Here is a 13079-nt window from a genome sequence, read left to right on the forward strand (position 1 = left end):
GATTATTTATAGTTCCGCTGGGTGGGTTTGATCACCTCGTAGTTCAGCGGTTCTTTTTCCAGTTCCCATGAGTTTTCGCCATTCAGTTTCCATGCAGAAACGTACATGTACTGGTCGTCGTGGCGTAATGCCTCTCCGTCGGGGGTCTGACTTTCCTCCCTGAAATGACCGCCGCAGCTTTCATTGCGCTCCAGCGCGTCCCGGCACATCAGTTCGCCCAGCTCCAGGAAATCGGCAACGCGGCTGGCTTTGTCCAGTTCGGGGTTCATTTCATGAATACCCCCGGGGATCCGTACATTTTTCCAGAAATCTTCTCTCAATGCCTTTATTTCTTCAATGGCTTCTTTCAGTCCCTGTTCGTTACGGGCCATGCCGCATTTTTCCCACATGATCTTACCCAGGCGCTTGTGAAAGCTTTCAACGGTCTGCGTACCCTGGATGCTCATGAGCCGGTTGATCCGCTCATTCACTTTGGTCTCAGCATCAACAAAAGAACGGTCGGTAGTGGGGATGGGTTTTACCCCGATCTCATCGGCCAGGTAGTTACCCAGCGTATAAGGGATCACGAAGTAACCATCCGCCAGACCCTGCATCAGTGCAGAAGCTCCCAGGCGATTGGCGCCGTGGTCGCTGAAGTTGGCTTCACCCAGGCAGAACAAACCTTTTACAGAGGTCATCAGGTCATAGTCTACCCAAAGCCCGCCCATCGTATAGTGTACTGCCGGGTAGATCCGCATCGGAACCTCATAGGGATTCTCTCCCGTGATCTTCTCATACATATCAAACAGGTTCCCGTATTCTTCCTTCACTACCTCCTTACCCAGGCGTATCAGTGTTTCCGTATCGGGGTTCTGGATGCCATGTTTATTGGCTTCTGCCTTTCCGTATTTATTAATAAGGTTGTATTTGAAATCAAGATATACCGCCTGCCTAGTAGTACCTACGCCAAACCCTGCATCGCAGCGTTCTTTTGCTGCGCGGGACGCCACATCACGAGGTACCAGGTTCCCGAAGGCGGGGTACCTTCTCTCCAGGTAGTAATCCCTTTCGTCTTCCGGTATCTCGTTTGCTTTGCGGGTATCATTCTCCTTTTTGGGTACCCAGATCCGTCCGTCATTCCGCAGGGACTCCGACATCAGCGTCAGCTTGCTCTGGTGATCGCCGGAAACCGGGATACAGGTGGGGTGTATCTGCGTAAAACAGGGATTGGCAAAATGCGCACCTTTTTTATGGGCCCTCCAGGCTGCGGTAACATTGCTGCCCATGGCATTGGTAGACAGGTAGAATACGTTTCCATAACCACCGGAGGCCAGTAGCACGGCATGACCGAAAAATCGTTCCAGCTGACCGTTGATCAGGTTGCGGGCAATGATGCCGCGGGCTTTGCCATCGATCATCACCACATCCTGCATTTCGTGGCGGTTGTACATTTTTACGTTACCCAGTGCCACCTGGCGCTCCAGGGCCTGGTATGCACCGATTAACAATTGCTGACCGGTTTGTCCGGCAGCATAAAAAGTACGTTTTACCTGCACCCCGCCGAAAGAACGGTTGTTGAGCAGGCCGCCATATTCGCGTGCAAAAGGAACCCCCTGTGCCACGCACTGGTCAATAATATTTACGCTTACCTCTGCCAGGCGGTGCACATTGGCCTCGCGTGCGCGGTAATCGCCGCCTTTAATGGTATCATAAAAAAGACGGAAGATTGAGTCCCCGTCATTCTGGTAATTCTTTGCAGCATTGATCCCGCCCTGTGCGGCAATGGAGTGCGCCCGGCGCGGAGAGTCCTGGAAGCAGAAAGCCTTTACCTGGTAACCCTGCTCGCCCAATGCGGCCGCTGCAGATGCCCCGGCAAGCCCGGTGCCGATAACGATCACTTCCAGTTTCCGTTTATTGGCCGGGTTCACCAACTTACAATGGCCTTTGTATTCGGTCCATTTATCTTCTAACTTTCCGGCTGGTATTTTTGAATCAAGCATAACTGATTTGAGATTTGAGATTTCTGATTTGAGATTTCAACAATCGGATGCCTTTCCGGCACGCTTTTGTATTACTGTATCCACCCTAAATAAAAGCTGATCGGCATCAGCATAAATGCCAGGCAAACGATGATGGAAAATGCAATGCCGGTGGCTTTGATAAGGCTGATATATTTGTGATTGGTAAGCCCCAATGTGCGGAAAGAGCTCTGAAACCCGTGCACCAGGTGCCAGAACAGCGCGATCACCCCCAGCTCGTACACGATAATGATCCAGGGGTAGGTGGTGAACTGGTGCTTCATTTCTCCATATAAGTCGTGGTATTCTTTAGCTCCGGGTGTGCCTTCAGGCACGATCTGGCCTGTAGCATTGTCGATGAATACCGGCTGCAGACCTCCAAAACGGCTGGGGATCCAGAAATCGCTGATGTGGATCACCAAAAAGATCAGGATCAGTGCGCCAAGGATGCCCATAGCCCGGCTGTTCCAGGCACTGCCTTTATTGCCCATTTTTACTGCATAGCCTACACCCCGTTTGCTGCGGTTCTGGATTTCCAGCACAATACCCTGGATGATATGAAGCAGAAAGAATAAAAACAGACCGATTTCCAGTACACGGGGCACCACCATGGACCCCATAAAATGAGCGGCCTTATTGAACATTACTCCACCGTCGTTTGCCCAGATACAGGCGTTCAGCCCCGCATGAACAATTAAGAAAAGGATTAAAAAGATACCCGACAGCGCCATGGTAATTTTCTTACCAACAGATGAAGTAAAAAATTGAGACCAGTTCATATTTTCTTATAGAAGGTGAATAAATTGCAGGCAAAGTTAACGCATCATGGTTAATTTGGTGACAAAAAAATGACAAGTTACCTGCCGGTGATGTGCTTTCCGGATGTTTCCGGATGCCGGGAAAGAAGATATTTAAGAAAACGCTATTTTAGTACCCTCACCAATTAAAAGTTTAAGTATGAGCAACATCGCGGTTTATGAAAAGTACTTTGAAGACCCGCTTTCCCTTTCAGCGGATTTTACACAAACATTGAATAACACCAGTATCAAGAACCCGGACACCTGGTTCCCGGCCCTGGCCCTCCTGCAGCAAAAAGCAGGCGCCGGTGCTCCAAAGGAAGAACTGGCATTTCTTTTCGATCTGTTGTTCAAATCCAGTGCAGATCATACGGTGAGCGTTTATTTTTCAGCAGAAACATACGACTGGTTCTTTAAAAAAATGCTGGAAGTGCTTACAAGGGTGGGAGCAGTGTATCCGGAAGCCCTGCTGGAAAAAGCAGTGGCGCTGTTAATGGCACGCCGCGGCTACCGGGATTATACGGAAGCGGAAAAGGCTTTTCAACAGGCGCTGGCAGCCGGCGTGGAAGCTGCGGCTCCCGTCTATTATTACTACCAGTATGTGGGGCTGATGCCCGGAGGGGATAAGGAAGTTGCGCTGGAAGAGCTGAAAAAACTGGCAGCTGCTGGCAATCCCTGGGCGCTGGTGTATGATGCGTTTTACCAGATATGGTTCAGCACCGGTTTTGAACTCACTCCTGCAATTGACCAGTTAAAAAACCACTCCGACCGGAAATTACAAAAGAATTATTATGATGTGCTCCAGGGATATTATGGTAAAAAAGGAGATAAGGAAAAACAGGTGGGGTTATTAAAGGAGTCCATCAGCCATTATGACGCGGCCTACCCGCGTTATGTGCTGGCAGAGATCTCCTGGCCGGAGGCTCAAACCGAAGAAGAAAAAACAGCAATACTAAAGGAACTGGAAAAAGCGTATAACGACGGTTCGATGGATGCTGCTACCAGTCTGGGTTTGAAATACCTGCCCCAGGAACCTAAAACGGCCCAGGACTATGAACGATCCATTTTCTGGCTGAAGCAAAGCTGGTTGTACGACAATGCATATGCGGCCTACCGCCTGGCCTACCTGTACCTGTACAATGAACTGGTGGCCGATGTGCCGGCAGGACTGCAACTCCTGGAGGCTGCCAAAGATGCCGGAAATATAGACGCTGCGATCGAATGGGCCGAGGTACATATCGAAGGCAGGTTTACCGAAATAAATAAAACGGTTACGCTCGACAGCTTTAATGAGCTACATACCAAACAGGTACCCTACGCTACTTACCGCCTGGGGCACTTTTATGAATATGGTGATCCCGATCTTGGTATTACCGCCGATCTGACCAGGGCATTTAATTATTATAAAGAGGCTGCAGACCAGCAACTGCCTGTTGCCCAGTATAATGTGGGACGGTTTCTTAAATACGGGTTTGATAACAATGAGCCGGATGTGGAAGCTTCCATACCCTATTTTACAAAAGCAGCGGAAGCAAACAATGCACAGGCGTGTACTGAACTGGGGCTGATCGCCGAGACCTCCGGACAACCGGATTACCGGCAGGCATTTGAGCACTTCAGCAAGGCGGCCGAACTGGGATATCCCTATGCCAATTATATAAAAGGATTGTACCTGGAATATGATTATCACCAATCCGGCAAGACCGATCCGGGAGCGGCCGTACAATGCTACGAATATGCAGCCGGTTACAATGAGATGAATGCTGCGTATGAACTGGGCCGTTGTTATAAGTTCGGGACGGGAACACAGCAGGACTTTGACAAAGCGATCGGGTACCTGAGAAAAGCGGCAGATGCCAACAATCCAAAAGCGCTTACGGAACTGGCGCTGAGTTATGAACGCGCAGAAGGCGTGACAGAAGACCGGGACAAGGCGGTTGAATATATGGAGCGGGCCGCAGGTTTTAACTATGTATATGCACAGTATGCCACCGGCCGGTATTACCTGCATGGGTATGTGCAGGTAAACAGCGCAAAGGGGCTGGAGTGGCTGGAGAAGGCAGCGGCGTATGAGTATCCGTATGCATTACTGGAGCTGGGCGATTATTATATGTTTGATTACGATCGGGTGGAACAGTATGATAAAGCCTTTGACTACTACCGGAGGGCCAAAGAGCAGCAGGTGTATTCGGATGGACTGGGGCTTTGCTATGAATATGGTATCGGTGTGGAAACCGCGCCCGCCACGGCTTTTAATGAATACACACTTGCAGCAGAATACGGTAACAGCAATGCCAAGTACCGGCTGGGCCGTTGTTATTATGATGGGTTTGGTACCGACAAAAACCTGGAGACTGCCTTCCGCTGGTTTGGCGAAAGCGCCAATGAAGGGAATGATCATGCAAAACTGTACCTGGGCCGGCAGTACCTGAAAGGAGAAGGTATTCCGCGTCAGCCGGAAAAGGCGATACCATTATTTACAGAAGCGGCAGAGAACGAATCCGCTAATGCGCAATACGAACTGGCCAATTGCTACCTGATGGGAGAAGGAGTGGATGAGGACGAACAAAAAGCAATGTACTGGTTTGAACGGGCGGCAGACAACGGCCATGAAGGCGCCAAAAAATTAACAGGAAGAAGAAGAAAATAAAATGGAAGCATCAAACAACGAATACTATTCCTTCCAGGTAAACCTTCAGGGAATGATCAGTCTGCTGTCGGAACACCTGTACAGCAATCCCAATACATTTATAAGAGAGCTGCTCCAGAACGCGGTGGATGCCATAGCGGCGTTGCGCCAGCTGGATGAAGCGCTGGAGGGCGTGGTACGTATTGAATTGCCGGCGGCGGATAAACCTTCCTTTAGTTTTCAGGATAACGGCATCGGACTGAAAGAAAATGAGATACACGAATTCCTTTCCGTGATCGGAGAAAGCTCCAAACGGAAGAATGCGGAGGACGCGCGGCTCTTCATTGGTAAATTTGGTATCGGTCTGTTGTCCTGCTTTGTGGTAAGCGAGGCCATTACCATTGAAACCCGTTCGGCATTTGATCAGAAAGGATTCCGCTGGTCGGCTTTTAATGACGGGCGTTACCAGATCGATCCGGTTGACAACCTTCCCATTGGCACCAGGGTATATCTGACGCCCAAGAAGAATTATGCACACCTGTTCCGGCCGGAGAATTTTATTCCCCAGATCCGGTTCTACGGGGATGCGCTTCCGGAAAAGATAACCGTTGTTTCCAACGGGGAAGAAAAGCTGATCAATCCGGAGCCCCCGGTATGGCTGAACCCCGATGCCACAAGGGATGCCCTGTTACAGGCAGGCAAGGAGATCTTTCAATTGTCCTTCCTGGATGCGGTAAAACTGCATACGGACTCCGGCGAGTGTGAAGGTGTATTATACATCCTGCCTTATAAAGCCCAGTTTTCCGTAAAGCAGCACCACCGTCTTTATTTAAAGCGTATGTTCCTGGGCGAAGCGGATAACGGCTTATTACCCTCCTGGGCGTTTTTTGTAAAAATGGTGGTGAACAGCAACGGGCTCAGCGCCACTGCATCGCGGGAATCGCTGATGCAGAACGATCTGCTGCGTGCCACACGCAAAGAGATCGGGGAAACGCTAAAGACCTATCTCAGGAGCATCCGGGATATTGACCCCCAGGTATACCTGAAGATCATACAAACGCATTTCCTGCATTTAAAGGCCATGGCGGCGGAGGATGATGAGTTCCTCCGGCTGATACTGGATGATCTTCCCTTTGAGACCAATAAGGGGTTGCGGAGTTTTAAGAACATCAGCGAACAATTCCCTGTAATTTATTATTGTGCCGATTATGAAGCGTTCAAACAGGTACAGCGTATTGCAGAATTCCAGGGTGTGCTGGTGCTGAACGTGGCCTATACATTTGAAGAAGAACTGCTGAAGAAGGTAAAAAGCATCCGGAAGGAGCTCAACATACAGGAGATGTCCTCTGCCAGACTGCTGGACACTTTCGTAAACATCAGTGCAGAAGAGGAGGAACGTTACCGTCCCTTCCTGGATCGGCTGGCCGACTTTACACGGCCGCTTCATTGCACGGTAAGTTTAAAATATTTTGAACCGAAGGACACACCTTCTATTTTTACCCGGGCGGATGAAGATTTTGCAGAAGCCACCATTAAAAAGTTAAAGGCCAGCGATAATCCCTTTGCCAGTGCACTGGGCAGCCTGCAGCAAAAACCGGAGCTGTCGAACCAGTTCTGTCTCAACATGAACAACGATCTGGTTCAGAACATGCTTACACTGGATGACGCGTATATGTTGCAGGCCATTACAGAAGTGCTGTATGTGCAGGCATTGCTGATGGGCAAGCATCCGGTGAATGAAAAGCAGATGAACCTTTTTAACAGTGCCCTGCATTCGCTGCTGGTAATGGGCATGAAAAATTTTATTCAGATCTAAAATCAATACACATGTTGTATACGTTAAAAATTCAGAAATTATTAAACCAGGGGGAGGAGCTTTCCCTGCCGGAGGAAAAAGTAAAACTGCTGCTGCAGGCAATAAAGATTGCCGACGAGAATGAGGATATCGAATGGGGGTATGACCTGCGGCTGATGCTGATCGAAACAGAGCGGGATGTAACGTTTACAAAGGAATCGATACCGGCTTTTGCCTGGATCCTGAATGCCTGTGACGGTCATCCCGACCTGTTTGCAGAAACGGACTTTTTATGGCAGTACAAATGGATGATGGCTGATCTGTATGACAATCCGCAGGTTTCAAAAGAACAGGTGCATGCAGCGCTGGAAGATTTTAAAATCAGACTGCAGCGGAATGGATATGGGTTACGGGCCTATTATAATGAGCTGTATAATGATGCCCTGGTGCAAAAGGATACCGCGATGATACAGGAATATGGCGAAAAACTGAAGATGGTGACCCGCGATTCGATGAGCGATTGTGAAGCCTGTGAAATGGATGCCGAAGTGAGCGCTACTTTTGAGCTGCAGGGTTTTGAGCAGGGACATGAACAGGCATTGCCATTACTGGAAAAACAATACACCTGTGTACATGTGCCGATGCGTACCCTGGTGAACCTGAGCTACGAGGCCTTTAAAAATAACCAGCCGGAACTGGCGAAGGAATTCTGCTCAAAAGCAGAAACGGAACTGGAGGCATTAACACATGATGCTTCGGCATTATTGTCGGAAGTAAAACTGCTGGTGTTCCGGACCGCTGAAGACCCCGTTGCCGGAAAAGAGCGGGTGGAGCAGCTGTTGCCGCGGATAACGGGAAACCAGGGACGGAAAGTATTCCAGATGGCGCTTTACCTGATTGAGATCCTGCGGCAGTTTCCGGAAGCCACGCCGTTCAGCCTGTTGCTGAAAGAAGATCATGCCCTGTTCCGGTCCGGGAAGACGGAATATACGCGCGATGAGCTGCTGGGCTATTTTGAACAGGTAGCCCGTGATATAGCCGGATTGTTTGACCGGCGCAACGGGAACAATAATTTTATGAAGCAACTGGACGCGATTATCTGAAGGGTATTTGTTGGTGTTATTGCAGGGGTGTAAGTAGCAGTATTCGTCATCTGGTCGCCGGTGTCACAGCTGGCAGCACTATCTATACAACGGAACTGTAGCAACCTGCTGTTACCATACTTGTTTTTCCAATAAATTCTGTCAGAGGAATATAATAAAAACAGCGGACCGGTACAATCGGTCCGCTGTTCGTTTTTAATACTGCTGCTGTATTTAACTGTTCATCAGGCTTTCTATATCATCTGCTTCTATGGGCATCGTCTTCATCAGATCGATATTGCCATTGCGGGTAAGCAGGAAATTATTTTCGATGCGGATGCCCAGCTGTTCGTCCTCGATGTAAATGCCGGGTTCGATGGTGAGCACCATGCCGGCTTTCAGCGGAGTGCGGAAGGGTCCGAGATCGTGCACATCAATACCCAGATGATGGCTGATGCCATGGTAGAGGTATTTTCGGTAGGCCCGGTTCTCCTGGTCCTCGTTCTTAATATCCGTTTTGGTCAGCAGCCCCAGCTTTATAAATTCCTTGGTAGCCTCATGGCCCATTTTTTCATGATAGTCCACAATGGTGATGCCGGGCTTCAGTATGGAGGCTGCATAGCGGTGTAGCCGCAAACAGGCATTGTATACTTCTTTCTGGCGTTTGGTAAACCTTCCGTTTACAGGAACGGTACGGGTAAGGTCGGCATTGTATCCGCCGTATTCGGCACCAAAATCCATCAGGATCAGCTCACCGTCCAGGCATTGCTGGTTATTGCTTACATAATGCAGGGTGCGGGCGCGGTCGCCACTGGCAATGATGCTGCCATAACCTTCCCTTGTGGCACGGTTGCTGAGAAAGGAATGCAGGATCTCTGCTTCAATTTCAAATTCCCAGACGCCGGGTTTGATGAACTGCAATAAGCGGCGAAAGGTTTTTTCGGTAATGCTGATCGCCTGTCTGATCACTTCCACCTCTTCCGGTGTTTTTATGGCCCGCAGTTCTTTCAGCAGCGGTGCCGCACGTTTGTACTGATGCAACGGGAATTTTTCTTTCAGCTCTTTTATATAACGGTACTGACGGGTCTCGATCCAGGAGCTCTTCCGGTCGTTCTCATTGGTGTCGAGGTAAATGGATTCAGCAGCGTGGATCCAGGAGGTTAGCAGGGGTGCCAGGCTGTCCAGCCAAACAATGGTCTTCATGCCGCTGATGGCAGTGGCTTCATTTTCGCGCAGCCGTTTCCCGTCCCATTTTTCTTTCAGTTCATTCGGGCGCACCAATACCAGCACTTCGCGGTATTTGGGATCGGGATTGTCCGGGTAAAGGAGCACCATGCTGTCTTCCTGTTGGATTCCGGACAGCCAGAACAGGTTACTGTTGGGTTTATAACGGTAAAGCGCATCGCCGTTTTCGGGAACTTCATCATTAGCTACAAACAGCGCAATGGTATTGCGTTCCATTTTTTCGGTGAACCGCTTCCGGTTCTTGATAAAGATCTGAGGATCCAGTGGTAAATATTTCATGTGTCCGTATTTAAACTGACAACAGTCCCTGGGGGATGTTGTTCAGGGGGTTCAAATATACGCAAAAGTCTAAACCACACGGAACCGGAACCTGTTGAATGGCCGCACGTATTTTTGAGCGGCTCCGGGTTGATGCCGGCGCGGACGATCTTAAAAAAAAGGACTGCCCTGGGAAAGGGCAGTTCTCAAAATAAAAATCGTTTGCGCAAGGCTAAAAAAGCTGCTGTTCCAAAAGCCGTATTGTCATGTTATCCCGATCATCATCGCATATGCGTCAAGTTAATTTTTATTGTTAAAAAGCTGCAATGCAGCGTTGATCTTTGAAGTAGGCGACAGTGACAGACAATGGAGGTGCAGCGCACCGGTCATAGCACAGGTCTTATACTGGCCGGGTTTACTAAATTACCGCCGCGCTGCGGCTGTGATGCTTATTTGTTACACCGGATTATAAAGATTACCGGCGCGCCGCGCCTTTGTTCAAGTATTTTTATTGACAAAATGTGCCGGGAAACATCGGTTTCCCGGGTTTTTACTCTAAAACAGCTTTGCTTATCTTGAGGCATATGCGATGATGATATGAGATGCTGTCAGCCGGCTTTTAAAACAGGCGCTTTAAAATGCCGGACCGATCATTTAAAGCTAAGGGTCGCCGTTACCGGGAAATGATCCGATGGGAATTTTCCGCGGTAGGTATCCGTTAGGATACCCCAGCCGGAGGCTTGCCCGTTCCTGGTAATAAAAATATGATCGATCACCGCGGTATGCTCCACCGATTTTCCAAACGCGTTAAAAGACCCGTTGTTCTCGTAGGGGTCCTTTACGTCGCGATAGGCGTCCCTCAGCAAGGGGGCATTGGCCAGGGTCTGGTACCATTCGGAATTGCGATCACCATTAAAGTCGCCCACGAGTACGGCATTACCGCGGCCCGCTATGGCTGCTATTTTTTTGAGCATGAGTTTAGCGCTTTCCACGCGCGCTATTTTTCCTTCATGATCAAAGTGCACACTAAAAAAATAGAATGGCTTCCCGGTCTTTTTATCCTTCAATGCCACCCAGGAGCAGATGCGGTTACAGCATTTTGCATCCCATCCTTTGCCGGGTTTATCCGGGGTCTCCGATAACCAGAAATCGCCGGACCGCAGCAGGGTGAATTTGTCTTTTTTATAAAAGATCGCAGAGTGTTCGCCTTTATCGCCTCCGTCGTCGCGGCCTTTGCCGTAACGCGCATAGGCCGGAAGGCGCTCACTGATATCGTCCAGCTGATTTTTAAAACCTTCCTGGGTACCAAACACATCAAAATCATGATACCGGATCAGGCTGGCCACCGGTGTTGCCCGGTCTTTCCAGAGGTTGCCCTGATCGGCAGTGGTCTCCATCCGGATGTTGAAAGTAGCTACCTTTAATTGTTGTGCCTGTGTTTTGTAAAAAGAAATACCGGTAATGATGAGTGCAAGTAAATAACGTTTCATTGTTTATAAAATTTAATCCCAGCCGGGGTTTTGGCCTAAGTTAGGATTTTGTTGTAAATCCGTTTCAGGAATGGGGTATAAATAATTCTTAGGTTCCGCAAATTCACGTTTTGCGTTTTTAAGCCAGGTGAGCTCTCCACTGCTGCCATTGTTGAGCTGCTGAGGGTTGGTGCCCCCGCTGATAGTAGGACCTACATTGATATCTGTAACACCAGGAAGCGCGCCAGCCGGTTTGGTAATATAAAAGCGTACATCATTATTGCCGTCCTCATCCAGATCCATCGGTGTATCCAGCGCGGGGACATAGAAGCCGGTCCAGGGCATTTCCAGTAATTTGCCCCGGTTCCATCGTACGAGGTCATAAAAGCGGAACCCTTCCATGGCCAGCTCAATGCTCCTTTCCCTACGGATCTCCAGTAATGAAGCATCTGCAATTGCGGGGAAATAGTTTTGCTGCAGGTAAGTGTCAATGGTGACGGGTTTGCTGCCGGTATTTCCGGTAATACCGGCCCTGCGCCGCAATGCGCCTACCGTCATGTTCCAGTCGGCGTCTGTAAGCGTACCCAACTCTGCTTTTGCTTCAGCATAGTTCAAGAGGATCTCTGCATAACGCATAATAGGCAGGGAGTTGGTGTTTCTTGTGCCTCCGTCTAAACTTTCATCATCCTGTGTAAACTTGATGGGTTGATAACCGGTATACGTGTAGGAAAAAACAGGTGGTGCTGATTTTGGGGTACCGCTTACCAATCTTTTATAACCCGGTGTACGGATGGTTTGCTGTAACCGCATGTCGCGTTTTTTGGTTTCCTGCATAAAGGTCATTGTTCTGTAGGCTGGATTTCCAGTAAAAGGAGTGCCGTCTATATTAAGGTAGGTATTGATAAAGGTCCGAATAAAGTTCAGCCGGGACCCGTAAGTGGCACTCGTGAGCGACCAGTTGGCGTCATGAAAGACCCCATAGGCTGGATCCACTACGTAAGAGAGCATGATCTCCTGTGATATCGGCTTGAGGTCTGTAAATAACTGTCTGTAGGATTTATCGCTTCCTGCACTGTTAAAAACAGAAAAATTTCCTTCCCCGATCACTTTTTCTGCAGCAGCAACTGCCTTTTGCAGCAGTGCATTTGCTGTGCCTTCAAGCTTATAATCAAGGTGATATTTTCTGAATGTCCCTTCAAATAAACATACCCGGGATATTAAACCGTATGCGGTATATTTTGTAATCAGGCTGCGTGTGATATCGGTAGTGGTAATATTGGCCGCCGCAAAATCAAGATCGGCAATGATGGAGTCGATGATCAGTGTGCGTGGATCTCTTTTGTTTTTGAGTGCCGGATCGTTCAGGAGAATCGTCCGGTTGATCCAGGGTACATCGCCATATCGTTTTACCTTTTCAAAGTAGAACCAGCCGCGGAAAAAGCGTGCAAGACCCCTGTAATGATTGATCATAGCCGGATCGAGTATCGATTCGTTCAGCCCTTCCAGGAAATAGTTAATATTCCGGAGGTCCACCCAGTTCCAGCCATTGGTGGTTCTGGAGTTGTAATTGCCGGGAACCAGAAAATCCGGAACCTGCGTACGGGCGAAATAATCGCTCATATTATCACCGGAGTGAATATCGCTGCCTTTGGGTAGCATATTATAGAACGACAGGGAATAGGTTTCCAGTCCTCCCTGATTATTAAATACGGCCTCTTTGGTTGCGCTTTCTCTTGGCAACTGATCGAGTTTACTGCATCCCCAGAGAGTGCAGGTGATTAATAGTGCTATTAAAATATGTTTCATT

At 48.9% G+C, this 13079-nt stretch carries 8 protein-coding genes; 3 read left to right on the forward strand and 5 right to left on the reverse strand.

The features are described from left to right. Window positions 1-2 precede the first annotated feature (2 nt). Window positions 3-1979, reverse strand: a complete 1977-nt coding sequence (locus K7B07_RS14560; protein WP_223710803.1) for a fumarate reductase/succinate dehydrogenase flavoprotein subunit — start codon at window positions 1977-1979, stop codon at window positions 3-5. Window positions 1980-2050: 71 nt separating this feature from the next. Further along, on the reverse strand, window positions 2051-2776 hold the full coding sequence (locus K7B07_RS14565; RefSeq protein ID WP_223710805.1) for a succinate dehydrogenase cytochrome b subunit: 726 nt from the start codon (window positions 2774-2776) through the stop codon (window positions 2051-2053). A gap of 178 nt (window positions 2777-2954) precedes the next feature. Between K7B07_RS14565 and K7B07_RS14570 the strand changes: the two genes are divergently transcribed. The 3 genes from K7B07_RS14570 to K7B07_RS14580 are packed head-to-tail and all read left to right on the forward strand — an operon-like array spanning window position 2955 to window position 8321. Next, window positions 2955-5444 carry a tetratricopeptide repeat protein gene (locus K7B07_RS14570; protein WP_223710807.1) on the forward strand — a complete coding sequence of 830 codons (2490 nt, stop codon included), beginning with the start codon at window positions 2955-2957 and terminating at the stop codon, window positions 5442-5444. A gap of 1 nt (window position 5445) precedes the next feature. After that, a complete protein-coding gene (locus K7B07_RS14575) occupies window positions 5446-7239 on the forward strand; it encodes an HSP90 family protein (RefSeq protein ID WP_223710809.1) in 1794 nt (597 codons plus the stop codon). 11 nt (window positions 7240-7250) lie between these two features. After that, window positions 7251-8321 carry a hypothetical protein gene (locus K7B07_RS14580; protein ID WP_223710811.1) on the forward strand — a complete coding sequence of 357 codons (1071 nt, stop codon included), beginning with the start codon at window positions 7251-7253 and terminating at the stop codon, window positions 8319-8321. Between the two features lie 213 nt (window positions 8322-8534). On the opposite strand, the gene K7B07_RS14585 is transcribed toward K7B07_RS14580, so the two are convergent. From K7B07_RS14585 to K7B07_RS14595, 3 genes are all read right to left on the reverse strand, one after another. Continuing rightward, window positions 8535-9824 (reverse strand): aminopeptidase P family protein, encoded by a 1290-nt coding sequence (locus tag K7B07_RS14585; protein WP_223710813.1) that lies wholly within the window; start codon window positions 9822-9824, stop codon window positions 8535-8537. Between the two features lie 629 nt (window positions 9825-10453). Next, entirely contained in the window at window positions 10454-11293 is an 840-nt protein-coding gene (locus K7B07_RS14590; protein WP_223710815.1) for an endonuclease/exonuclease/phosphatase family protein, read from the reverse strand. Between the two features lie 12 nt (window positions 11294-11305). Further along, the gene (locus K7B07_RS14595; protein WP_223710818.1) at window positions 11306-13078 is read right to left on the reverse strand and encodes a RagB/SusD family nutrient uptake outer membrane protein; all 1773 of its coding nucleotides are present in this window, start codon (window positions 13076-13078) and stop codon (window positions 11306-11308) included. Window position 13079 lies beyond the last annotated feature (1 nt).

The sequence above is a fragment of the Niabella beijingensis genome (genome assembly GCF_020034665.1).
GTDB classification, from domain to species: Bacteria; Bacteroidota; Bacteroidia; order Chitinophagales; family Chitinophagaceae; genus Niabella; species Niabella beijingensis.

Bases quoted from the DNA above. Each gene is read 5' to 3' on its own strand.
- K7B07_RS14590 (WP_223710815.1), bottom strand. From the start codon at position 11,293: ATGAAACGTTATTTACTTGCACTCATCATTACCGGTATTTCTTTTTAC.
- K7B07_RS14560 (WP_223710803.1), bottom strand. From the start codon at position 1,979: ATGCTTGATTCAAAAATACCAGCCGGAAAGTTAGAAGATAAATGGACC.
- K7B07_RS14585 (WP_223710813.1), bottom strand. From the start codon at position 9,824: ATGAAATATTTACCACTGGATCCTCAGATCTTTATCAAGAACCGGAAG.
- K7B07_RS14565 (WP_223710805.1), bottom strand. From the start codon at position 2,776: ATGAACTGGTCTCAATTTTTTACTTCATCTGTTGGTAAGAAAATTACC.
- K7B07_RS14580 (WP_223710811.1), top strand. From the start codon at position 7,251: ATGTTGTATACGTTAAAAATTCAGAAATTATTAAACCAGGGGGAGGAG.
- K7B07_RS14575 (WP_223710809.1), top strand. From the start codon at position 5,446: ATGGAAGCATCAAACAACGAATACTATTCCTTCCAGGTAAACCTTCAG.
- K7B07_RS14570 (WP_223710807.1), top strand. From the start codon at position 2,955: ATGAGCAACATCGCGGTTTATGAAAAGTACTTTGAAGACCCGCTTTCC.
- K7B07_RS14595 (WP_223710818.1), bottom strand. From the start codon at position 13,078: ATGAAACATATTTTAATAGCACTATTAATCACCTGCACTCTCTGGGGA.